Annotated in this window: 22 protein-coding genes; 6 read left to right on the plus strand and 16 right to left on the minus strand. The window is 68.4% G+C overall.

The window, feature by feature from the left end; all coding sequences use genetic code 11:
- Positions 1-13: 13 nt before the first annotated feature.
- From topA to A5650_RS08440, 3 genes are all read right to left on the minus strand, one after another.
- Positions 14-2,812, minus strand: coding sequence for a type I DNA topoisomerase (topA, locus tag A5650_RS08430; protein ID WP_067288891.1), 2,799 nt, complete (start codon positions 2,810-2,812; stop codon positions 14-16).
- A gap of 135 nt (positions 2,813-2,947) precedes the next feature.
- Positions 2,948-3,538, minus strand: a complete 591-nt coding sequence (locus A5650_RS08435; protein ID WP_067288895.1) for a hypothetical protein — start codon at positions 3,536-3,538, stop codon at positions 2,948-2,950.
- 130 nt (positions 3,539-3,668) lie between these two features.
- Positions 3,669-3,872 (minus strand): cold-shock protein, encoded by a 204-nt coding sequence (locus A5650_RS08440; protein WP_006243848.1) that lies wholly within the window; start codon positions 3,870-3,872, stop codon positions 3,669-3,671.
- A gap of 278 nt (positions 3,873-4,150) precedes the next feature.
- Here A5650_RS08440 and A5650_RS08445 point away from each other — a divergent pair, with 278 nt between their 5' ends.
- Positions 4,151-6,478 (plus strand): DEAD/DEAH box helicase, encoded by a 2,328-nt coding sequence (locus A5650_RS08445; RefSeq protein ID WP_067288898.1) that lies wholly within the window; start codon positions 4,151-4,153, stop codon positions 6,476-6,478.
- Positions 6,479-6,630: 152 nt separating this feature from the next.
- Complete coding sequence (locus A5650_RS08450) at positions 6,631-7,656, plus strand: PAS domain-containing protein (RefSeq protein ID WP_067288903.1); 1,026 nt, start codon at positions 6,631-6,633, stop codon at positions 7,654-7,656.
- Here A5650_RS08450 and A5650_RS08455 read toward each other — a convergent pair.
- Genes A5650_RS08455 through ssd form a run of 7 tightly spaced genes read right to left on the minus strand, consistent with a single transcriptional unit; the run spans position 7,653 to position 12,106 of the window.
- A complete protein-coding gene (locus A5650_RS08455) occupies positions 7,653-8,012 on the minus strand; it encodes an Rv3654c family TadE-like protein (RefSeq protein WP_286150365.1) in 360 nt (119 codons plus the stop codon). The two genes, A5650_RS08450 and A5650_RS08455, sit on opposite strands and share 4 nt — an antisense overlap.
- Positions 7,990-8,271 carry a TadE family type IV pilus minor pilin gene (locus tag A5650_RS08460; RefSeq protein WP_082950665.1) on the minus strand — a complete coding sequence of 94 codons (282 nt, stop codon included), beginning with the start codon at positions 8,269-8,271 and terminating at the stop codon, positions 7,990-7,992. Before A5650_RS08460 ends, A5650_RS08455 begins: the two co-directional genes overlap by 23 nt.
- A 41-nt stretch (positions 8,272-8,312) precedes the next feature.
- A complete protein-coding gene (locus tag A5650_RS08465) occupies positions 8,313-8,519 on the minus strand; it encodes a DUF4244 domain-containing protein (RefSeq protein WP_067288909.1) in 207 nt (68 codons plus the stop codon).
- Positions 8,520-8,542: 23 nt separating this feature from the next.
- Complete coding sequence (locus A5650_RS08470; protein ID WP_067288911.1) at positions 8,543-9,112, minus strand: type II secretion system F family protein; 570 nt, start codon at positions 9,110-9,112, stop codon at positions 8,543-8,545.
- Positions 9,109-9,885, minus strand: a complete 777-nt coding sequence (locus A5650_RS08475; protein ID WP_067288918.1) for a type II secretion system F family protein — start codon at positions 9,883-9,885, stop codon at positions 9,109-9,111. The genes A5650_RS08470 and A5650_RS08475 overlap by 4 nt, the downstream gene beginning before the upstream one ends.
- The gene (locus tag A5650_RS08480) at positions 9,882-11,048 is read right to left on the minus strand and encodes a TadA family conjugal transfer-associated ATPase (RefSeq protein WP_067288921.1); all 1,167 of its coding nucleotides are present in this window, start codon (positions 11,046-11,048) and stop codon (positions 9,882-9,884) included. Before A5650_RS08480 ends, A5650_RS08475 begins: the two co-directional genes overlap by 4 nt.
- A complete protein-coding gene (ssd, locus tag A5650_RS08485; protein ID WP_067288924.1) occupies positions 11,045-12,106 on the minus strand; it encodes a septum site-determining protein Ssd in 1,062 nt (353 codons plus the stop codon). Before ssd ends, A5650_RS08480 begins: the two co-directional genes overlap by 4 nt.
- 418 nt (positions 12,107-12,524) lie before the next feature.
- Here ssd and A5650_RS08490 point away from each other — a divergent pair, with 418 nt between their 5' ends.
- On the plus strand, positions 12,525-13,382 hold the full coding sequence (locus tag A5650_RS08490) for an HAD-IB family hydrolase (protein ID WP_067288927.1): 858 nt from the start codon (positions 12,525-12,527) through the stop codon (positions 13,380-13,382).
- A 431-nt stretch (positions 13,383-13,813) separates the two neighbouring features.
- On the opposite strand, the gene A5650_RS08495 is transcribed toward A5650_RS08490, so the two are convergent.
- The gene (locus A5650_RS08495) at positions 13,814-14,581 is read right to left on the minus strand and encodes a Fic family protein (RefSeq protein ID WP_197501820.1); all 768 of its coding nucleotides are present in this window, start codon (positions 14,579-14,581) and stop codon (positions 13,814-13,816) included.
- A 104-nt stretch (positions 14,582-14,685) separates the two neighbouring features.
- On the opposite strand from A5650_RS08495, the gene acs reads away from it, so the two are divergent.
- Positions 14,686-16,647 (plus strand): acetate--CoA ligase, encoded by a 1,962-nt coding sequence (gene acs / locus A5650_RS08500; protein ID WP_067288931.1) that lies wholly within the window; start codon positions 14,686-14,688, stop codon positions 16,645-16,647.
- A gap of 9 nt (positions 16,648-16,656) precedes the next feature.
- On the opposite strand, the gene A5650_RS08505 is transcribed toward acs, so the two are convergent.
- Complete coding sequence (locus A5650_RS08505; protein WP_231992571.1) at positions 16,657-17,301, minus strand: S1 family peptidase; 645 nt, start codon at positions 17,299-17,301, stop codon at positions 16,657-16,659.
- Positions 17,302-17,558: 257 nt separating this feature from the next.
- Between A5650_RS08505 and A5650_RS08510 the strand changes: the two genes are divergently transcribed.
- Together A5650_RS08510 and A5650_RS08515 are read left to right on the plus strand one after the other, a co-directional pair.
- Positions 17,559-18,068, plus strand: coding sequence for a phage holin family protein (locus A5650_RS08510; protein WP_067288937.1), 510 nt, complete (start codon positions 17,559-17,561; stop codon positions 18,066-18,068).
- A complete protein-coding gene (locus tag A5650_RS08515; RefSeq protein ID WP_067288941.1) occupies positions 18,069-19,010 on the plus strand; it encodes an alpha/beta fold hydrolase in 942 nt (313 codons plus the stop codon).
- On the opposite strand, the gene marP is transcribed toward A5650_RS08515, so the two are convergent.
- From marP to nth, 4 genes are read right to left on the minus strand one after another with little or no spacing between them, the layout of a single operon-like run.
- Positions 19,007-20,194 carry an acid resistance serine protease MarP gene (marP, locus tag A5650_RS08520; RefSeq protein ID WP_067288944.1) on the minus strand — a complete coding sequence of 396 codons (1,188 nt, stop codon included), beginning with the start codon at positions 20,192-20,194 and terminating at the stop codon, positions 19,007-19,009. The two genes, A5650_RS08515 and marP, sit on opposite strands and share 4 nt — an antisense overlap.
- Positions 20,191-20,967, minus strand: coding sequence for an NUDIX hydrolase (locus A5650_RS08525; protein ID WP_067288946.1), 777 nt, complete (start codon positions 20,965-20,967; stop codon positions 20,191-20,193). Before A5650_RS08525 ends, marP begins: the two co-directional genes overlap by 4 nt.
- Positions 20,964-21,623: a TlpA family protein disulfide reductase gene (locus tag A5650_RS08530; protein WP_067288949.1), complete on the minus strand. Its 660-nt coding sequence runs from the start codon at positions 21,621-21,623 to the stop codon at positions 20,964-20,966. The genes A5650_RS08525 and A5650_RS08530 overlap by 4 nt, the downstream gene beginning before the upstream one ends.
- Before the next feature lie 20 nt (positions 21,624-21,643).
- Entirely contained in the window at positions 21,644-22,390 is a 747-nt protein-coding gene (nth, locus tag A5650_RS08535) for an endonuclease III (RefSeq protein WP_067289161.1), read from the minus strand.
- Positions 22,391-22,449: the final 59 nt, after the last annotated feature.

Raw genomic sequence — 22,449 nt, forward strand, 5'->3', positions numbered from 1 at the left:
TCACGTTCGCGGGCTAGCTCTTCTTGGCGGCCTTCTTCGCGGCGGCCTTCTTGGTGGTCTTCTTCGCGCCCGCCTTCTTCGTCCGCTTCACCGGACCGCGCGCACGGCGGTCGGCGAGCAGTTCGGCGGCGCGTTCGTCGGTGATCGACAGGACGTCGTCGCCCTTGCGCAGGCTGGCGTTGGTCTCCCCGTCGGTGACGTACGGGCCGAACCGGCCGTCTTTGATCACCATCGGCTTGCCGGTCGCGGGATCCTCGCCGAGCTCACGCAGCGGTGGGGCCGCAGCCCGTTGACCGCCGCGGCGTTTGGGCTCGGCGTAGATCTTCAAAGCCTCCTCGAGCGTGATGTCGAACATCTGCTCTTCGGTGGCCAATGACCGAGAATCCGTGCCGCGCTTGAGATATGGGCCGTAGCGGCCGTTCTGGGCGGTGATCTCCTCACCGGTGTTCGGGTCGACACCGACGACGCGAGGCAGCGACAACAACCGCAGCGCGTCCTCGAGCGTCACCGTCTCCAGGTCCATCGACCGCAACAGCGAACCCGTCCGTGGCTTCGGGCCCGTCGGCTTCTTGCCCTTCTTCGCCGTCGACCCTGCCTCGCCGTCGTCGGGCGGTTCAGGAAGAACCTCGGTGACGTAGGGCCCGTAACGGCCGTCCTTCGCGACGATCTCGTGCCCGGTCGCCGGGTCGACGCCCAGCGATCGGCCCTCTTGCGGTGTGGCGAAGAGCTTTTCGGCGAGCTCCAGAGTCAGCTCGTCGGGCGTCAGCTCGTCCTTGAGGTTGGCCCGCTGCGGTTTGAGCTCGCCGTCATCGCCGGCGACCATCCGCTCCAGGTAGGCCCCGTTCTTGCCCACCCGGACGTAGATCGGACGGCCCTGGTCGTCGTCGAAAAGCTTGATGGAGTTGACTTCTCGGGCGTCGATCTCCTCGAGGTTCACCCCGACCAGCTTCTTGAGCCCACCCGCTCGTGCGATCGAATCCTCGACGCCGTGGTCGCCGCCGAAGTAGAAGTTGTTGAGCCAGTTCGTCCGTCGCTCGTTACCCGCGGCGATCTCGTCGAGCTCGTCTTCCATCGCCGCGGTGAAGCCGTAGTCGACGAGGCGGCTGAAATGCTGTTCGAGCAACCCGATCACGGCGAACGCCACCCACGACGGCACCAGCGCGCTGCCGCGCTTCACGACGTAACCGCGATCCTGGATCGTCTTGATGATCGACGAGTACGTCGACGGCCTGCCGATGCCGAGGTCCTCGAGCGCCTTGATCAGCGACGCCTCGGTGTAGCGAGCGGGCGGCGAGGTGTTGTGCCCGTCGGCGGTGAGTTCCTTGGCGTCGACGCGCTGACCCTGCTGCAGGTTCGGAAGCCGGCTCTCGGCGTCGTCGGCCTCGCCGCCGGCCTGATCGTCGATGCTCTCGACGTAGGCCTTCAAGAAGCCCGCGAAGGTGATCGTGCGGCCGCTGGCGTTGAACACGACCTGCTCGCCCGAACTCGCCGCTCCGGAGATCCGCAGCGACAGCGTCGTACCGCGCGCATCGGCCATCTGCGAAGCCACGGTGCGCTGCCAGATCAGCTCGTAGAGCCGAAACTCGTCGGTGTCGAGTGCTCCATGCAGCTGACCCGGGGTCTGGAAGACGTCACCGGCGGGGCGGATGGCCTCGTGCGCCTCCTGGGCGTTCTTGACCTTGCGCGTGTACTGCCGGGGCGTCGGATGCAGGTACTCCTCGCCGTAGAGCTGGCGAGCCTGGTTGCGGGCGGCGTCAATGGCCGACTGCGACAGCGTGGTCGAGTCGGTACGCATATAGGTGATGTAGCCGTTCTCGTAGAGCCGCTGAGCGATGCTCATCGTGCGCTCCGAGGAGAACCGCAGCTTGCGACCCGCCTCCTGTTGCAGCGTCGACGTCATGAACGGCGCGTACGGCCTGCGGGTGTAGGGCTTCTGCTCGACCGAGCTGACCGCCAGCTGCGCGCCGCGCAGACCGCCTGCCAACGCCGTTGCGGCGGACTGGTCGAGAACCAGCACCTCGTCGGGCTTTTTGACCTGGCCCAGCGAGTCGAAGTCGCGTCCGGTCGCCACGCGGCGGCCGTCGACCATGTTCAGCTTGGCGGTGAACGTAGGCGGCGATGCCTGCGGGTCGGAGACGCTGGCGTCCAGTTCAGCGGTGACGTCCCAGTAGCCCGCGCTGCGGAACGCCATCCGTTCGCGTTCGCGCTGCACGATGATCCGCGTCGCGACTGACTGCACCCGGCCGGCCGACAGCTTCGGCGCGACCTTCTTCCACAGCACCGGGCTGACCTCGTAGCCGTACAGCCGGTCCAGGATGCGGCGGGTCTCCTGCGCGTCGACCAGGTCGTTGTCCAGGTCGCGGGGGTCCTCGGCGGCGGCCCGGATGGCCGGTTCGGTGATCTCGTGGAACACCATCCGCTTGACGGGGACGCGCGGTTTGAGCGTCTCGAGCAGATGCCATGCGATGGCCTCGCCCTCGCGGTCGCCGTCTGTGGCCAGATACAGCTCGTCGACGTTCTTGAGCAGGTCTTTCAGCTCGGCGACGGTGCTCTTCTTCTCCGGGCTGATGATGTAGAGGGGCTCGAAGTTGTGGTCGACGTCCACCCCGAGGCGGGCCCAAGGCTCGGATTTGTACTTCGCGGGCACGTCGGCGGCATTGCGCGGCAGGTCGCGGATGTGTCCGCGGGACGACTCGACGATGTAGTTGGAGCCGAGGTAGCCCGCTATTTTGCGCGCCTTTGTCGGCGACTCGACAATGACGAGCCGCCGGACGCTTCCGTTACGGCCGCTTCCGCGGTCCCCGTCAGCCACCTTTTACTTACGCTCCACTTCTTCGGTCGCCTACAGCGCAGAATTCCGTACTAGACGGCGCTTCGACCCTGTCGGCAACTGACAATTTCGCACCCCGCGCGAGCCGACGCAAACTGACCCCCCTTGCAGCGGCCGTCAGACCCGCGGCCACTCCTGGAACGCCTCCACACTCCCCGGAGGTTCCCCCACGTTCTCTACCAGGCGCGATAGCCGTCGTCTACCGCTGATCCTCAGCGCCGGGCGCGACCCGCGGGTCCCGATCAGCGTCGGCGCGATCCCCACCCGCATCATTGCCGACGCCAGGGGCGAATGCGTGTCGGGCGCGTGCGGGTCCAGGCCGAGCAGGTAGCGGTCGACCTCCGGCGTGCCCGCAGCCAGTGTCCAGGCTCGCAGCTCACGCGGGCCCGGCAGCCAGTTGGGCGGAACGGTTTTGACGGCGCCTCGGGTCCACTCCGAGGCGATGCCGACCAGCCGGGGGTCGACCGCGGTGCGCACCAGCGGGGTGTTCTCGTCGGTGCGGGCGATCTCGGGCTGCAGACCGGCCTCGACGATCATCTCCGCGAGCGCCTCGGCCCGCCACAGCCGCTCGACGACGACCGACAGCCGCGCACCCTGTTCGCCGCCCGAGCCCACCAGGACCACTTGGCCCGGCCCGGCGAGCAGCCCGGTGAGGTCGGCGACCGCGGGGGGCACCGACTCCGCCGAGAAGAACGACAGCTGGCTCACGAATCGACAGTAAGCCAGTCACCGGCGTCTGCCGCGGCGGCCGTGCCGTAGCGCGCCGGAATAGCGAACACCCCGCGGCGGCCGATTCTCGACGCTCGCGGGGTGTTGCCTTTCGATCGTGTTGGTCGCTCTAGACGGCCCGAACACCCGTGGCCTGGGGCCCCTTGGGGCTCTGGCCAACCTCGAACTCGACCTTCTGGTTCTCCTCCAGGGTGCGGAAGCCGCTGCCCTGAATCTCCGTGTAGTGGACAAAAACGTCGGCGGAGCCGTCCTCCGGGGCGATGAAGCCGAAGCCCTTCTCCGCGTTGAACCACTTCACAGTTCCCTGTGGCATTTCCTGTTGTTTCCTTCTCTTATTCACCGGGTGCGGTCCACCGTGTTTCGGTACACCGGGCCCGTTCCGACCGCTCTCCTTCGTGGAAGCTCGGAACTCAACCCGACCTACAACCCTCGCAGGAACCGCGATCGCAACGACGATCCTGCGAGTGCTAATACACGAACACAGAAGCTGCGACCGCGATAAGTCAATCACGTTCGTCGCTGCGGCGACAGTCTCGGCGTTTCAAATCGGCAACAATTCACCTAAACAGGAGTCTCGAGGAGGAACGATCGATGGCTGATTTCGGCCGCGAGCTGCTCGCGTGCGCGGTCGAAGGCACGGTCGGTGCCGGCCCGAACCCGCTGCGCCACGTGGCGGATATTCCGCCGCGGACGGGACGTCCGATGAAGTGGCCGCGCTGGGCCGACCCAGATGTGGTGCGGGCGTTTGTTGATCGGGGTATCGAGGCTCCGTGGTCGCATCAGGTCGCCGCGGCCGAACTCGCACACGACGGACGCCATGTCGTGCTGTGCACCGGCACCGCGTCGGGCAAGTCGCTCGCCTACCAGTTGCCGATATTGACAGACCTGAAAGAAAATTCGCGGGCCCGGGTGCTCTATCTGTCGCCGACCAAGGCGCTCGGCCATGACCAACTGCGCGCCGCGGTGACGCTCACCGAGGCGGTGGGGCTGGCCGATGCCGCGCCGTGCGCCTACGACGGCGACAGCCACAGCGACGTGCGACGGTTCGCGCGGGAGCGGTCGCGGTGGATCTTCTCCAACCCCGACATGATCCATCTCTCGCTGTTGCGCAACCACGCCCGATGGGCGGTGTTCCTGCGCAACCTGCACTACATCGTGGTCGACGAATGCCATTACTACCGCGGGATTTTTGGCTCGAACGTGGCGATGGTGCTGCGCCGGCTGCTGCGGCTGTGTGCGCGATATTCGCCGAACGGTGACGTGCCGACCGTGATATTCGCAAGCGCCACGACTGCATCGCCGGCCCAGACCGCCTCCGAGTTGATCGGACAGACGGTCGAAGAGGTGACCGAGGACGGTTCACCCCAGGGCGCGCGCACCGTGGCGTTGTGGGAACCCCCGCTGCTCGACGACCTGGTGGGTGAAAACGGGGCGCCGGTAAGGCGTTCGGCGGGAGCCGAGGCCGCCAGCGTGATGGCCGACCTGGTCGCCGAGGGCGCCCGGATGCTCACCTTCGTGCGGTCACGGCGCGGTGCCGAACTCACCGCATTGGGCGCGCGAACCCGATTGAGCGAACTCGCACCGGATCTCGCCGACCGGGTCGCGTCGTATCGCGCCGGCTATCTCTCCGAGGACCGCCGGGCGCTCGAACGCGCGCTGGCCGACGGTGAGCTGCGGGGGTTGGCGACGACGAACGCGTTGGAGCTCGGCGTCGACATCGCCGGGCTGGACGCCGTTGTGCTCGCCGGGTTCCCGGGCACCGTGACGTCGTTCTGGCAGCAGGCCGGCCGCTCGGGGCGCCGCGGGCAGGGGGCGCTGATCGTGTTGATCGCCCGCGACGATCCGCTCGACACCTATCTGGTGCACCATCCGTCCGCACTGCTGGACAAGCCGATCGAACGCGTGGTCATCGATCCGACGAACCCGTATGTGCTTGGGCCACAATTGCTCTGCGCCGCCGCCGAACTTCCGCTCACCGACGCCGAGGTGCGGTTGTGGAACGCCGAGGAGGTGGCCGCGGCTCTCGTGGACGACGGACTGTTGCGGCGACGGGCCAACGGTTACTTTCCCACTCCCGGCATGGACCCGCATCCGGCCGTCGACATCCGGGGGTCGTCGGGCGGTCAGATCGCGATCCTGGAGGCGGGCACGGGCCGCATGCTCGGCAGCACTGGCGCGGGGCAGGCGCCGGCTTCGATTCACCCGGGCGCGGTGTATCTGCATCAGGGCGAAACCTACGTCGTCGACTCGCTCGACTTCGAGGACGGCGTGGCCTTCGTGCACGCGGACGACCCGGGTTACACCACATCGGCGCGGGAGATCACCGACATCTCGGTCACCGGTGCCGGCGAGCGAAAGACGTTCGGCGCCGTCACTGTTGGACTCGTGCCGGTGTCGGTCACCAACACCGTGATCGGATATCTGCGGCGTCGACTGACCGGCGAGGTGATCGACTTCGTCGAGCTCGAGATGCCGACCCGCACGTTGGAGACGATGGCGGTGATGTGCACGATCACGCCAGAGGCGTTAGAGCACAACGGAATCGATTTGCTTCACGTGCCCGGCGCGCTTCATGCCGCAGAACATGCCGCTATCGGCCTCCTGCCGTTGGTCGCCAGTTGCGACCGTGGCGACATCGGCGGTGTCTCGACGGCGGTGGGACCCGTGCAGGGATTGCCGACGATCTTCGTCTACGACGGTTATCCCGGCGGTGCGGGTTTCGCCGACCGCGGCTACCACCGGCTCACCACGTGGTGGGCCGCGACGGCCGATGCGATCGAGGCATGCGAATGCCTTGCGGGCTGCCCGTCGTGCGTGCAGTCGCCCAAGTGCGGCAACGGCAACGACCCGCTGGACAAGGAGGGTGCGATGCGGGTGTTGCGGCTGGTCCTCGGCGAAATTGCCGATCACTCGCTGTGAGCCGTGGACATGGGCGATCGACCCCTCGACGATCGCCTGACGGATTTCCGGGAAGTGGCCCGGTGCAGCGAAAACTACCGCCTCGGTGAAGGCCGTCGCAACCGTACGAGAGCGCCACGAATCGCGTTCACCCGCGCCGGTAAAGTGGCCCCATGAGCCACGACTGGCTGCTCGTGGAGACGCTAGGCAGCGAGCCCGCGGTGGTCGCGCAGGGTCGTCGCACTCAGGACCTGGTTCCGATCAGTGCGTTCCTGAGGCGTAATCCGCACCTGATGGCGGTTCAAACCGCGATCGGCGAAACGGTGCGAGCACGGCAGGGCTTGAGCAGCATCACGCCGAAGAACGACCGTGTCATTCGCACCGAGGTCGTGCAGATGACCGACGGTCGGATCCACGGCGTGCACGTATGGATCGGCCCGCCCGATATGGAACCACCGGAGCGGCCGGTGCCCGGTCCGCTGGTTTGGGACCTCAACACCGGTATCGCCACGGCCACGCCGGAATCTCTGACCAACAGCGGCTGGGACTCGCCCCCGGAGCCGACGCTGAACCGCACATTCGCCGACGATCTGCCGATGCGTGAACTCAACCCGAGCGAAGCCAGGGTGTTGACCATGGCGATCAAACGCGAACCGGGCGCGACGTTCTGCAGCACCTGGAACGTCACCGACCATCACGGCGAACCGATCAGCGTCGGCTTCGTCACGCGGACGGTGGCCGAATCCGACGAGGACGACGGCCCGGATCGGTTGCTGTGCCGAGCGATGAACTGGCGCAGCGAGCGCGAAGATGAGTCGCCGCAACAGGATCGCCTCGCCCAGCGGATCCTCAACGGCTTGGCGCAGCCGGGTGTGCACCGCGCGCTGGTGGACCCGAACAACTGGACCTTGCTGAAGTGGCTCGATGACCCCGCTCCGTTCTTCGACTGGCGGGTGAGCCTGGCCGGTGAGCACGCGGTGCATCCCGACGACCGCGCCGAAATGGAGCGGATGGCAACGGAGTTCACCACCGGCATCGCCTCCGGGGTGCTGAGGATGACCGGCGTCGACCACGAGTGGGCGCCAGTGCATGTCACCGTGAATCGCGTCGAGCTCGACGACGACGTGTATGCCGCTCTGGCGACGCTGCGCCGACCCATTGCCACCGAGATCTCTAGCTTAAAAGCACGCGAGGCCTAGGTTCCGGCCGGCCCGGCGCGAGCCAGCGCACGCGCGGTGCCGACACCGAATCGGCCCAGGACTACCGGAACCTGGACTGCGACAACGATATCGAGATCGTCTGCTTCGCACTGCACCATCTCGGTCCGCATGGCGTCGGCCACGGCGGCGGCCCATGTGCATGCCTCTTCGATTCCCGACGCAAAACGGTGCGCAGCAGCCAGCGCCGCCAGATCCGCCGTCGCCTGGGCGCGGTGCCGCGCCGTCACCGCCACTCCGAGGTAACCCGCACCGACGGCGGTCGTCACCACCGCGGCGATCATCACGGCGCCGATCAGGCTCGTCGAACCTCGGTCAGCCCGAACCCGGTTCCACAGCCGCCACCGCTCGCGCTTCGACGGTGAGTACGGGCAGCAGCGGCGAGCGCGCACTGACGGTGGAGACAACGAATCGACCGTCGCGACGGATGTCGACGGTGGCTCCATCAGGCGCGAGACCGCGGGCAGTGTCGCGACCGTCGTCACCACGGGCGGCGAGGCGCGCGGCCTCGCGTGCGGCGTCGACACATCGGATGTGCATCGACACCGCCGTGAGACCGGCCACGCACAGGATGAGGATGCTGACCAGCGCGGCCACCGCGAACGCCGCCTCGACGGTGGCGCCACCACGCTCACCGGCTAGACGTTTGTCTTCAGCGCGCGGGTGATGATGTTGGTCAACGCGCTGACGATCGAGTCGCCGGTGACGACCGTATACAGGATCGCGCCGAAGGCCGCGGCAGCGATCGTGCCGATCGCATACTCGACGGTCGACATCCCGTCGTCCGCGACGATCAGCAGCGTCAGTCGCGCCTGAAGCGCACGGATCTTGTTGTCCACCCTCACTTTTCCTCCCCATTCGCTACCCTTCACAAAATTCCGGACCGCAATACGTCTCCGGCCAGACCGGCGATCACCGGGATGATGCCCAGACAGAAGAACGCCGGTAGGTAACACACCCCCAGCGGACCGGCGATCAACACCGATGCTCGCTCGGCCGCGGCCCGCGCCGCATCCGCCGCGTCGTCGCGCGATCGGGTCGCCAGCGCAGTGACCCTCTGCGCCAGAGCCGTTCCCGAGGCCGCCGATCGTCGCGCCAACCGCAGCAGCGCGTCGACGCTGCGGTCGCCGTCGGGCGCATTCGCCCACGCGGTCGACGGGTCGGCACCCAGCGCAAGGAGGTCCGCGGCACGGGCCAGCACACGGGCTACCCGCGGCGGTGCCGACGGAACCGCCGCCGCGGCGGCGCCGGCCACCGCCATCCCCGAGTGCAGGCAAGCCGCGAGCACGTCGAGCGCGGAAGCGAATGCGAGCGGATCGTTCGGCCCGACAGTCTCCTGGTGCCGCGGGGCCGTGTCCTGCGTACTTCGGATCCGCGCTCGCGCATCCGTACCCGCGACCAGCGCGGCTATCGCGAGAAGCGCTGCGGCGAGCGTCATTCGAGGACCCCGCTGGTGATGCGGTCCGACCATGCCAACCCCGTACACGTCAGCGTCACACCGATGACCAACAACCACTGGCCGGTCGAGAACAGGAAGCGCAGTGGATGTGCTCCGATCAGCTCGCCCAACCCGACGCCGAGCAGCGGAAGTACGGCGAGGATGGTCGCGGTGGTGCGAGCGCCCGCCATCCCGGCGTTCACCTGTGCCGAGAACCGCTCCCGCGCAACGATGTCGCGTTGGGCCGTGTGCACCAGCGTCGCGATGGCGAGTCCGTGGGACTGCGCCAGCTCCCAGCAGACCGCGAGCCGTCGCCAATACGCGGGCAACGCCGACTGCGCCGCCACACTCCGCAGCCCGGCCGCGACGTCGGCTCCCATTCGTGCCCTGGCCGCCACCGTCCGAAGTGACGCCGCCGCAGTCCCTTCGGTCTCCGCTGCCGCGGTGTCGAACGCGGTCACCGGATGAGCACCGATGCGCAACTCTCCGACCAGGACGTCGAGCGCGCCCTCCAGCGCCGCCGCCTCCGCGGCCCGTTCGCGCCTCCGACGACGGCGCCGCGTGCGTGCTGCGACAGTGCCGGCGGCTATCGCGGCTGCGACGACGACACCGAGCGGGGCGACAACCGTCGGCGCGGCGAGGACTCCGATCAGCCACAGCCCGAGCGGTATCCGGAAGGCACGCCGGCGTCGGCGGGGCTCCGGCACCCCCCGCCGGCGCCGCCCGGGTGCGACCAGAAGCGCCAGTGCGACGGCCAGCGCCGCGACGCTCACGAGCCGCCCCGCTCGCGGATGAGAGCGTTCAGGCGCGGCGCTCCCTGGCCGAAGCCGGACCCGAGGCTCCACGCCGTCGCAGCGCCGACCCGGCCGTCGGTACCCCCCGTCAACACCGCGATCTCGCTGAGCCGCCGCGCTCCCAGCCGATCGCGGTCGACGTGGATCACCACCTGTACCGCGGCCGCCAGCTGACTGTGCAACGCGGCCCGGTCGAGGCCGCCGAGCGCCGCCAGAGCCTCCAGACGGGCGGGTACCTCGGTAGGACTGTTGGCGTGCACGGTGCCGGCGCCACCGTCGTGACCAGTGTTGAGCGCCCCGAGCAGATCAACCACCTCGGCGCCGCGGACCTCGCCGACGATGATGCGGTCGGGCCTCATCCGCAGCGCTTGCCGGACCAGGTCGCGCATGCTCACCTCGCCCGCACCCTCGACGTTGGCGCAGCGAGCGACCAGCTTCACCAGGTGCGGATGCCGCGGAGCGAGTTCGGGGGCGTCCTCGACGCAGACGATGCGTTCGGCGGTGGGGACCGTACCGAGCAGCGCGGCCAGCAACGTCGTCTTGCCCGCGCCGGTTCCGCCCGAGACAAGGAATGCCAGCCGGGCACGGACGATGCCGTCGAGCAGCGACGCGGCGGCCGGCTCGATCGCCCCCGCCGCCGACAACGACGCCAGATCCTGGGTGGCGGGACGCAGCACCCGCAGCGACAGACACGTCCCCGCCGGAGCGATCGGTGGCAGGACCGCGTGCAGACGCACGGTGAACTGCCCGGTCCCGAGGCCGGTCAACTGCCCGTCGACCCACGGTTGCGCCTCATCGAGGCGTCGCCCCGCCGCCAGCGCGAGCCGCTGGGCGAGCCGCCGTACGGAGTTCTCATCAGGGAACCGGATCCCGGTGCGGCGCAACCCGTTTCCGTCGTCCACCCATACCGCGTCCGGCGCGGTGACCAGGACGTCCGTCGTGTCGTGGGCACACAGCAACGGTTCGAGCACCCCCGCGCCGGTCAGCTCCGTCTCCAGTAGTCGCAGCCCGCTGAGCACTTCACTGTCACCGAGCACACCACCCGATTCCGCGCGGATCGCGGCGGCGACCACCGTGGGCCGCAGCGGCACGGTCTCCGCGGCGAGCCGCTCGCGAACCCGGTCGATCAACGAGTCGCTCATGGGACGACCGCGGGATGCTGATGCAGAATCGCCAACACCTTGCGTGCGGCGCGGCCGAGCGGTGATCGTCGACCGGCCCGCAGTCCACCGCGCTCGAGGGTGACGGCCATACCCGGTTGCGGCCGCATCCTCGCCAGCAGCGGCAGGCCGACGATCTCGGCGACGTCCGTCGACCTCAGCCCGCCCGGTGCCGGGCCTCGCACCACAACACCAGCGTTCGGATTCAGCGTCGACACCCACCGTGCCACGACGTCGGCCGCGGCGCAGGACCGGACGTCCGCCGGCGTCATCACCACCGCGAGATCGGCGGCGGCCAGTGCGGTCTCCGCCGCCGCGGTCGACCGCCTCGGGACGTCGCACACGACCGTCGCGCCGCTGCGACTGCCAGCGTCGATCATGGCGCCGAGCGGTCTCGGATCGACATCGGCACCGCCGCGGCTGCCGGACAACACGCTGACGCGCTGCACGCGGGGCAGCGCCTCACGCAGCGCGGCATAGTTCAGCCGTCCGCCCTGCAGCTGCAGGTCCGGCCAGCGCAGCCCGGACTCGGCTTCGCCGCCTATCACCAGATCGAGTCCACCGCTCCACGGGTCGACGTCGATCAGCAAGGCTTCGGGGGCGGCCAGTGCGAGCGCCGACGCGAAGACCGATGCCCCCGCGCCACCGCGGCCGGCGATGACCGCGGCGACCGCGCCGCGGTCCGCCTTGTCGTGCAATCCCTCGGAGGCCTCGGCCAACTCGGCCATCAGCTCGTCATCCTGAGCGGGCAGGGCCAGCACCCGTTGCGCGCCCACCGCGATCGCCACCCGCCAGTCCGCTTCCGCCGGTTCGCCGCGGCCCACCACAACGACCCGGGTGCGACGGGGCAGCGCGCGGGCGACACATCGCTGGGCGCCCGTGGTGTCGAGCACTATCGCCGCCGCGTCGGTCCAGACTTTGCGGCTTGACGGTTCCGGCGCGTGAACGACCGATACGCCCGCCGCGGCGCACACCCGGTCCACGTCGTCCCGCAGGACGGGATCTGCGACGACCACGAGATATCCACTGAGCGAAGCCACGCCTTCACCCTGCGGCCTGCCGTTGTGGGGGCGCTACAGACGGCGCCTGATCTGTGCATCAACCCGGGCTTGGGGATGGCACGGCAATGCGATCACGGACCGAAAACGAGATTCCGCAACCGTCGCGAATGGCAATACATATCCGGATTGCGAAAAGCCCCGAAAAAGGGACGACCCCCGCCAGGGGGGGAGGAGGCGGAGGTCGTCGTGTATCAGCCCCGGGGGGTCGGGCTGATGCACACCCGACATAAGCCGGGTAACGCTCACTATACACACGCAAGTCCGCCTCGGCGCAAGTGCTGGACCTGTACAGAACCGGGCCGTTTCACAGAAGTGTGGTGTCTCCGACACCTGTCATAACCTGCCACTTTGTACACTCCTCCGGCGTTTGTCACATGCGGGCACCTATGCTTGCGGCGTGAGCGCATCTGGTCCGACTGCCGAGGCGGGCGACGCTCCGCAGACGGCCGCGTCGACGGACGCCCCGGTCCGAACCGCCGCCTTCTTCGACCTCGATAAAACGGTCATCGCGAAATCAAGCACTCTGGCCTTCAGCAAACCTTTCTTTGAGCAAGGACTTTTGAATCGGCGGGCTGTCTTGAAGTCCACGTACGCCCAATTCCTGTTTTTGATGTCCGGGGCTGACCACGATCAGATGGACCGTATGCGCGCTTATGTGACGAACATGTGCACCGGTTGGGACGTCGAGCAGGTCAAGTCGATCGTCAGCGAAACCCTGCATGACATCGTCAACCCCTTGGTCTTCGCCGAGGCGGCGGAGTTGATCGCCGACCACAAACTGTGCGGCCGTGACGTGGTCATGGTGTCGGCTTCGGGCGAGGAGATCGTGGCGCCGATCGCCCGGGCGCTGGGCGCCACGCACGCGATGGCCACCCGAATGGTCGTCGAGGACGGCAAATACACCGGAGAGATCGCCTTCTACTGCTACGGCGAGGGCAAGGTCGCCGCGATCCGGGAACTGGCCGCGCGCGAGGGCTATGCGCTCGAGCATTCCTACGCCTACTCCGACTCGATCACCGACCTTCCGATGCTCGAGGCTGTGGGTCATCCGAGCGTGGTGAACCCCGACCGCGCGTTGCGCAAAGAGGCCGTCGCCCGGGGCTGGCCGGTGCTCAACTTCTCCAATCCGGTGTCGCTACGGGACCGGATCCCGGCGCCGTCGGGTGCTGCGGTCGCCACTACTGCGGCAGTGGGGATCAGCGCCCTGGCCGCCGGCGCACTGACGTATTCGTTGCTGCGGCGCTTCGGTTTCTAGCCCACTCTTCGCACGCCAGCTACCGACACTCGTAACGATCCGGACTACTGCCGATTTGGCCCTTGATGTGACCGCGGTCACGGGGTACAAAGGAATCACGGAAGCTTGGAGAGGCCAAGGCCGAGTCAGAAGAGAAGGCTCGGACTCCCGCTTCAGGCTCCCCAGCACGGAACCCGGCACCCACGCGGAGCACATGCCGCGGAATAGGCAAAAGTGTTGCGGGCCTGCGTATTTGCGAAGAGCGGACGGCTATAGCGGCCCTTTGGGTGGGGTTGCAGTCGAAGCGCATCGACAAGACGCCGAGGCCACCCACGCAACCCAAACGAGCACGCATGGTAACCGGTGTCCGTGCTAGCGGGCGACGAGCCGAACCACGTTCGGAGCGTCGCCCGCTTCGCGTTTTCCAGCAAAACTTCTAAGACGACGCAGAGCTAAGACGACACAGCGGCCTGCGCGATCGACAGCGCTTCGCGGGCGCCGTCGTGCAATGCGCGGCAGCTCAACAGGATCCATGCCGTGAGGCCGTCGGGCGTTCCCGACGAGAAGCCGCGGGCCGCGGCGGTGTAGTCATTCGACTTGCGCATCCAGTGCACCTCCGGGACGCCCAGCCCGTGCGGATCGAGCCCGGTGGTGATCGTCACCAGCCGCGACGCCGCCCGCGCCACCACACCGTCGGCGACACCGAACGGCGCGAGCGTGAGCAGTTCGCCGTGCACGACGGCGGCCAGTACAGGCGCGGGCACCCGGGTGCCGCCGGTGAGGATGTCGGCCAGCAGGGTCAGTCGCGTGCTCACGTCCGGTTCCTGGCGCGGACGACCCAATCGCTCGTCCTCGACGAGGTCCGCGGCCGCCAACGCGTGCAGGCGGGCGACGGCCTGCAGCGGCGCGCGCTGCCACACCCCCACCAGCGCGGTGGTCCCACCCTCGACCGCCTCGGACACCCGCAGCGCCCCGGCCAGCACCGGGTCGGCGGTGCCGTCGTCGGACAGTTGCAGTGCACCCCCGTCCAGCACCGAAGACGCACGGGCGGCCCGCAGCGCGGCTTCCGCGGCGCTCTTCGGCCAGCCTCGAAGATTGGAACGGTGCCGGTGCGCACGGCCCAGCGCTTCGCGGGCCTCCTCGGCCGCCTCCGCCACCCCCGGCAGTTCCGCCAGCGGCGCCAACGGGTCTCTCGCGAAGCCACCGGTCACGGCGCACACGCTAGCCGACCGTCGAGCGCCCCAGCCACGATGCTTCGCGCCGTCGGCGAAGCCGATGTGGCATGCCAACATGTGCGGCAGCCAAGGTGACTACCCTCACAGACATGGCAGAGACATCGGCGCAGCACGCTCACGGTCCGTCCGTCTATCCCCCTTCTCCCGAGTTCGCCGCACAGGCGAACGCAACGGAGGATCTCTACCGCCAGGCCGAGAAGGACCGGCTCGCGTTCTGGGCGGAGCAGGCCAACCGCCTGTCGTGGGAGACCCCCTTCAGCGAGGTGCTCGACTGGTCGGAGGCTCCGTTCGCCAAATGGTTCGTCGGCGGCACGCTCAACGTCGCGTACAACTGTGTCGACCGCCACGTCGAGGCGGGTAACGGCGACCGCGTGGCCCTGTACTGGGAGGGCGAACCGGTTGGCGACTCACACGCGCTGACCTATGCGCAGCTCAAAGACGAGGTCTGCAAGGCCGCCAACGCGCTGACCGAACTCGGACTGCGCACAGGTGATCGGGCCGCCATCTACATGCCGATGATCCCCGAGGCGATCATCGCGATGCTGGCGTGCGCGCGCCTCGGCGTGTTGCACAGCGTGGTCTTCGCCGGATTCTCCTCGTCGGCGCTGGCGGCCCGCATCGAGGACGCCGAGGCCAAGTTGGTCATCACCACCGACGGGCAGTATCGCCGCGGCCAAGCGGTGCCGTTGAAAGAGGCCGCCGACGAAGCGGTGAAGGGCCAGGCATCCGTCGAGCACGTGCTGGTGGTGGCGCGCACCGGCATCGACGTGCCGTGGACCGAGGGCCGAGACGTGTGGTGGCACGAGGTCGTCGAAGACGCCTCCACCGAACACACCCCCGAGGCGTTTGATTCCGAGCATCCGCTGTTCCTGCTGTACACCTCGGGCACCACCGGCAAGCCCAAGGGCATCGTGCACACCTCCGGCGGCTTCCTCACCCAGTCGTCCTACACCCACTACTACGTGTTCGACGCGAAGCCGGAAACCGACGTGTACTGGTGCACCGCCGACATCGGCTGGGTCACCGGACACAGCTACATCGTGTTCGGCCCACTATCGAACGGGTGCACCCAGGTGGTGTACGAGGGCACCCCGAACTGCCCGAGTGAGCACCGCCACTTCGAGATCATCGAAAAATACGGTGTGACAATCTATTACACGGCGCCGACGCTGATCCGGACCTTCATGAAATGGGGCCGCGAGATCCCCGAGGCCCACGATCTGTCCAGCTTGCGTCTGTTGGGGTCGGTGGGCGAGCCGATCAACCCGGAGGCCTGGCGGTGGTACCGCGAGGTAATCGGCGGCGATCGGACGCCGGTGGTCGACACCTGGTGGCAGACCGAGACCGGAGCGATCATGATCTCCCCGCTACCCGGTGCAACGGCGGCGAAGCCGGGCGCTGCGATGGCGCCACTGCCGGGCATCACAGCCAAAATCGTCGACGACGAGGGCAAGGAACTGGCGCCCGCCGCGGATGGCGACGAGCCCGTCACCGGCTACCTGGTTCTGGACCAGCCGTGGCCGGCGATGTTGCGCGGTATCTGGAAGGACCCGGAGCGGTACCGGGAAACGTATTGGAAGCGGTTCGAGAAGCAGGGTTGGTATTTCGCCGGCGACGGAGCCAGGATCGACGCCGACGGCGACATTTGGGTGCTCGGCCGCATCGATGACGTGATGAACGTGTCCGGACATCGCATCTCGACCGCGGAGGTCGAGTCGGCGCTGGTCGGACACTCCGGCGTCGCCGAGGCCGCGGTCGTCGGCGCTAGCGACGAGACCACCGGCCAGGGCATCTGCGCGTTCGTCATCCTCGAATCGCACGCCAAGGACAGCGGCGACGACATGGTGGCCGAGCTACGCGAGCAGGTGGCCAACGAAATCGGAAAGATCGCCCGGCCCAGGGAGATTCACGTCGTGCCCGAGCTGCCGAAGACCCGCAGCGGCAAGATCATGCGTCGGCTGCTGCGCGACGTGGCCGAGGGCCGCGAGCTCGGCGACACCTCGACCTTGGTGGATCCCAGCGTGTTCGAGGCGATCCGGGCCAGCAAGTAGCGGATCGGCTCAGCCGGCCGAACCGATCGGGACGAAACCCGTTCCCGGTCGGTTCTTGGCCGTGATGTCGGCCAGCTGCGTGTTGAACGACATGGTCACCGCGGGCGTATGCAGCGGGATGTATTTGATGACGCACGTCGGCAGGGCCTCGGAGAACGCACCGTGGATCATGCCGACGAGGCGGTTGTTGACCGTCACGGGCGCGCCCGAGTCGCCGGGCTGACCGCACACCTGGTTGACGATGGTGCCCGGATCCTTGCCCGGGCCCCAGGTGACGCCGCAGGAGTAGCCGGTCGTGCGGCCGAGTTTGCACGCGATGTCACCCGGTACCGGATCGAGACCCAACCCGTCGATCTGAAATCCGTTGACGTTGTTGACCGGGCGCACCTTCTGCGGATCGAACTGGATCACCGCGTAGTCCAGCGCGTCGTTGCCCGCCACCATCGTGCCGACCACACCTGCTGCGTCGGCGCCCTCGGCGCTGACCTTGGCGCCAGGACCGCCGCAGTGCGCGGACGTGAAGCCGATGAGCCGCCCCTGGCTGTCGTGGCCGATCGTCGTGAGAGTGCACAGCGTCTCGCCGTCGACCACCAGGCCCGAGCCGCCACCGAGCGGGACCGGCTCTTGCGCCTGGCCCACGCCGGGCGTCGATATGAGGGCTGTCGCGACGACGGCGACCGCGGCGGCGAGACGGCACAGGAACAGGCCGCTGGTCTTCACGTGAACGTTTCCCCTATCGACGCGCCCCGACCTGCCCTGCCACTGATCCGGCCAGTCTATCGTCGGCCGGGATCGTTTGAGCGCACGCCACATGGCAACATGAGTCGCGACCGAGTCCATCGCCGGCGAGCGCCGGCAGTGGAACCAACGCCGGGACAGCCGGTGATCCGGCCGATGCGGGAGGAACCGTCGTGAGCGATCGCAGGAATGGCGCGCCGACCACCGTCACGTCGATACCGCTGATCGACCCGCACGCACCCAAGGCCGATCCGTCGATCGGCGACCTGGTCAAGGACGCGACCGCCCAGGTGTCGACGCTGGTGCGTGCCGAGGTCGAGTTGGCCAAGGCCGAGATCACCCGCGACGTCAAGAAGGGGCTGACCGGCAGCGTCTTCTTCATCCTCGCGCTGGTCGTGCTGTTCTACTCGACATTCTTTTTCTTCTTCTTCCTCGGCGAACTGCTGGACCTGTGGCTGGTCAAGTGGGCGGCGTACCTCATCGTGTTCGGCCTGATGGTCGTCGTGACCGCGATCTTCGCGTTCCTGGGTTATCTCAAGGTGCGCCGCATTCGCGGTCCGCAGAAGACGATCGAGTCGGTCAAGGAGATCCCCGAGGCCTTGACGCCGGGCCACGACAAGTCCAAGGAGCTCGCCTCGGGCGACGGAAAGCCGGCGGCGACGTCCGACCCGTCGGGCTGGTAAATGCCCCCACCCGCTCCGTCGGTCGTCCGCATCGACGGGCCGTGGCGCCATCTCGAGGTGCACGCCAACGGGATTCGCTTCCACGTGGTTGAAGCGCAGCCCGACACGGCCGCGGGTCCCGAACGGCCGCTGGTGATCCTGCTGCACGGCTTCGGCTCGTTCTGGTGGTCGTGGCGCCACCAGTTGCGCGGGTTGACCGGCGCCCGGGTGGTCGCCGTCGACCTACGTGGTTACGGCGCCAGCGACAAGCCCCCGCGCGGTTACGACGGCTGGACGCTGGCCGGTGACACCGCCGGCCTGGTGCGCGCGCTGGGACACAAGTCCGCCACCCTGGTCGGGCACGCCGACGGCGGCCTGGTGTGCTGGGCCACCGCGGTGCTGCATCCGCGCGCGGTCCACGCGATCGCAGTGGTGAGCTCCCCGCATCCGGCGGCGCTGCGGGCGTCCGCGCTGCGCCGCCGCGACCAGGGCCGCGCGCTGTTGCCGTGGATGCTGCGCTACCAGGTGCCGATGTGGCCCGAGCGAACGTTGACGAGAAAGAACGCCGAGGAATTGGAGCACCTCGTGCGCAGCCGCGCGGGCAGCAATTGGCTTGCCTCCGAAGACTTCTCCGAGACCATCGGACACATGCGGCGCGCCATCCAGATACCCGGCGCCGCGCACTCGGCACTGGAATACCAGCGCTGGGCCGTCCGCAGCCAACTACGCGGCGAAGGACGCCGTTTCATGCGCTCGATGGTGCGGCCGATCAACGTGCCCGTGCTGCACATGCGCGGCGACGTCGACCCTTACGTGCTCGCCGATCCGGTATACCGCACCCAGCGCTACGCACCGCACGGTCGTTACGTATCCATCGACGGCGCAGGCCATTTCGGACACGAGGAAGCGCCGGGGAAGGTCAACGCGCAACTGTCGCGGTTCCTGAGGCAGGTCTACGGCTAGGCGACACAGGCGCCGGTTGGCACCCGCTCGCTGTTGCCGAGCTTGGCGAGTTGATGCGACACCTCATCGGCGGTGAGCACGAAGCCGGTGTCGGCATCGTCGACCGCTGCGCCAAACACCACGCCCAGCACCCGACCGTCCTTGTCGATCATCGGACCACCCGAATTACCCTGTCGCACACTGCCTCTGATGGTGTAGACCTCGCGCTCGACGGTGGTGGTGCGGTAGATGTCGGGACCGCTCAGCTCGATGATCTCGCGCACGCGCGCCGGTGTGGCGACGAAGTTGCCGCCGCCGGGGTAACCCATCACCACCGCGTCGGTGCCGGTGGTGGCGGGCATCTCGGCGAACGACAGCGGTGCCGACGGCAGGTCCGGCACGTCGAGGATCGAGATGTCGGCCTGGGGGTCGTAGGAGACGACGAACGCATCGTAGGTCTGCCCGTCGGCCTCGACGGTGACGCTCTCCGATCCGGCCACCACGTGGGCGTTCGAGATCACGCGATTGCTGGCGGCGACGAAGCCGGTGCCCTCGAGCACCTTCTGGCATCCCGGCGCGACCCCTCGGATCTTGACGACGCTGGGCCGGGCCGCCGCCACCACCGGATCGGCGGCGAGCGCGGCGTCGGGGGCGTCGACCGCGACGATCGGCGTGCGGCCGAACGGTTGCAGCACATCCGGCAGGCCCGAGGTGTCCAACAGCGCGGAAAGGCGGGTCGGCACCTGCCGCAGCCATCCCGGTGCGGCGTCGTTGACCTCTTTGAGCACCTTCGAACCGCGCACCGCCGCGGCGAGGTTCGGCTGATCCGACGATTGCAACGGATAGGTCAGCATCCAGGCGGCCACGAGGACGGCCACGATCTGGATCGCGACGCCGATCAGCGAGTCGACCGCCCGCAGCGATCGGTTGCGGATGGCGCTGCGCACAGCGCGGCCGAGTACGACGCCCGCGATCTCGCCGACGACGACCAACGCCAGGATCAGAAACAGGGTGACGAACAGCTTGGTGCGCGGCCCCTCGATGTTGGCCACCAGGTGCGGCGCCAACAGCACACCGGCGACCGCGCCGAGCACCACCCCGAGGAACGACAACATCGAGCCCAGCGCGCCCGAGCGCCAGCCCGAGATGCCCGCGACGAAGGCGATACCGAGGACGACGAGGTCCACCCACTGTGACGAAGTCATGATTGTGCATCACCGTAACCGGCGCCGCGGCCGACGAGCGCCATTGCGTCCTCCAGTTCGCGCACGTCGTCGGTATTCCACGGCTGCGCCCAGCCGGCGACGTCGAGCATCGCCGAGATCACTTGACCGGTGAAACCCCACACCAGCATCTCGTTGAGCAGGAACGCCGGACCCGCGTAGCGGCGGGTGTTCGCGCTGCGGTACACCATGATGCGGTTTTCGGGATTGATGAACGCGCGCACCGGCACCCGGGCGACGTGTGCGGTCTCGGCCTCGTCGACGACGCGGACCGGACCCGGGTCCGGTGAGTAGGCGAGCACCGGTACGACGTGGAATCCCGACGGGGGGATGAACAGCCGCTCCATCGTGGTGAGCGGATGCAGCCGCCCGCCGTCGATCCCGGTCTCCTCGTTGGCCTCACGCAGCGCCGTCTGCACGGGGCTGTGGTCGCCGGCCTCGACGGCGCCGCCGGGAAACGCGGCCTGACCGGCGTGATGCCGCAGCGTGCCCGCGCGCACCGTGACCAGCAGGTCGGCGTCGTCGGGTACGCCACCGGTCGGGGAGTCGGCGGGCCCGGAGAACAACACCAGAACCGCCGCTTCGCGCGCGTCGGCCTGTGCGGGTTTGCCTTCGCTGGTGACCATCGCCAGCAGCTCGGGCGGCACCCGCCTGCGATAGGCCCGTTTGATGTCGCCGGCGTTGTCCAGCAACGGCTTCAGCCAGGCCGGGGCGGCGCCGGGCGTCAGACCGCTGCCCTCGCTGACCCAGCTCACCTCGGCTCTCCCGTCCTCACGCCGACCTGCGGCCCCACCGCCGCGGCGATCTCATCGGCGCTGGTGAAGGAGCGCGGCAGGACGTCGGCAACGGTACCGTCCGCCCGCAGCACCACGGTTGCGGGCATGACGTTGGGTACCCGCAGCGCGGCGGCGATCAGCCGCCTGCCGTCCTGCAGCGTGGGCAGCCGCACGCCGAGTTCGGCCAGCCGCAACAGCGCCGCGGTCTCGTTCTCGTCCTGGTGCACGGCCAACACGGTCACTGCAGTACCCATGCGCCGCTGATATTCGGCCATCGCCGGAAGTTCCGCGGTGCACGGCGCACACCAGTACGCCCACAGGTTGAGCACGACGACGCGGCCGGCCAACGCCTTGGCGACGTCGACCATCGCCCCGTCGCCCGCGCATTCCAGCGTGATCCCGCGCAGGGCCTCCGGGCCCGCGCCAGCGCCGGGGCCGGGACACGGCGGCAGATCGGCCTCGGCGCGGGGACCCGCCAGCGCTTCGGCGGTGTCGGCGGCGCGGCGGTCACGTGCGGTGGACTGCGAAGGTGTCCCGGTCGACCCGTTTTCGCGATCCAACTGCGCCCACAGGGCCCACCCGAGCGCCACGAGGACCACGAGCACCACGACGGTCCAACGGGTCGAGGTACGCACGGTCAGCCGGTCGGCACGGGCTACAGACCGGCCATGGCCAGCAGATGGTCGGTCTCGGGGCCCTTGACCAGCGCCGCGGCGGTCACGGGATCGGTCGGCCCGATGCCGAACGACGGGCAGTCGTTGGCCAGTACGCATACGCCGCACGCCGGTTTCCGGGCGTGGCAGACCCGCCGGCCGTGGAAGATCACCCGGTGGCTGAGGTCGGTCCACTCGCGGCGCTCGATGAGCTCACCGACCGCGTGCTCGACCTTGACGGGGTCCTCTTCGGTGGTCCAGCCCCAGCGGCGCACGAGCCGGCCGAAGTGGGTGTCGACGGTGATTCCCGGGACGCCGAACGCGTTGCCGAGGATGACGTTGGCGGTCTTGCGCCCGACACCGGGAAGGGTGACCAGCTCGTCCATGGTCGCCGGTACTTCGCCGTCGAACCGCTCGACGAGTTCCTGCCCCAGCCGGATGAGCGAGTTCGCCTTGTTGCGGTAGAAGCCGGTGGGCCGGATGAGCTCCTCGAGCTCGGTGCGGTCGGCCTGTGCGTAATCCAGGGCGGTGCGGTACTTCTTGAACAACGCGGGGGTAGTGAGGTTGACCCGCTTGTCGGTGCTCTGCGCGGACAGGATCGTCGCGACGGTGAGCTCGAGCGGGTTGGTGAAGTCCAGCTCGCAGTACACGTGCGGAAATGCCTGCGCCAGCGTGCGATTCATGCGTCGCGCGCGGCGAACGAGCCCGGTGCGCGTCTCGCCGTCGCGCTTCTTGGCACGCTTGAGCATGCCCGCCTTCTTTGCCGACGCCTCGCTTACGGTCACGACTGCCAGCGTACTGAGACGCT

The sequence above is a fragment of the Mycobacterium sp. 1164985.4 genome (genome assembly GCF_001668575.1).
Taxonomy (GTDB): Bacteria; Actinomycetota; Actinomycetes; order Mycobacteriales; family Mycobacteriaceae; genus Mycobacterium.

Bases quoted from the DNA above. Each gene is read 5' to 3' on its own strand.
- nth (WP_067289161.1), bottom strand. From the start codon at position 22,390: ATGCTCAAGCGTGCCAAGAAGCGCGACGGCGAGACGCGCACCGGGCTC.
- A5650_RS08470 (WP_067288911.1), bottom strand. From the start codon at position 9,112: ATGACGCTCGCCGCAGCGCTTCTCGCGATAGCCGCGCTGGTCGCGGGT.
- A5650_RS08450 (WP_067288903.1), top strand. From the start codon at position 6,631: ATGAGCCACGACTGGCTGCTCGTGGAGACGCTAGGCAGCGAGCCCGCG.
- acs (WP_067288931.1), top strand. From the start codon at position 14,686: ATGGCAGAGACATCGGCGCAGCACGCTCACGGTCCGTCCGTCTATCCC.
- A5650_RS08445 (WP_067288898.1), top strand. From the start codon at position 4,151: ATGGCTGATTTCGGCCGCGAGCTGCTCGCGTGCGCGGTCGAAGGCACG.
- marP (WP_067288944.1), bottom strand. From the start codon at position 20,194: ATGACTTCGTCACAGTGGGTGGACCTCGTCGTCCTCGGTATCGCCTTC.
- A5650_RS08515 (WP_067288941.1), top strand. From the start codon at position 18,069: ATGCCCCCACCCGCTCCGTCGGTCGTCCGCATCGACGGGCCGTGGCGC.
- A5650_RS08480 (WP_067288921.1), bottom strand. From the start codon at position 11,048: ATGAGCGACTCGTTGATCGACCGGGTTCGCGAGCGGCTCGCCGCGGAG.
- A5650_RS08440 (WP_006243848.1), bottom strand. From the start codon at position 3,872: ATGCCACAGGGAACTGTGAAGTGGTTCAACGCGGAGAAGGGCTTCGGC.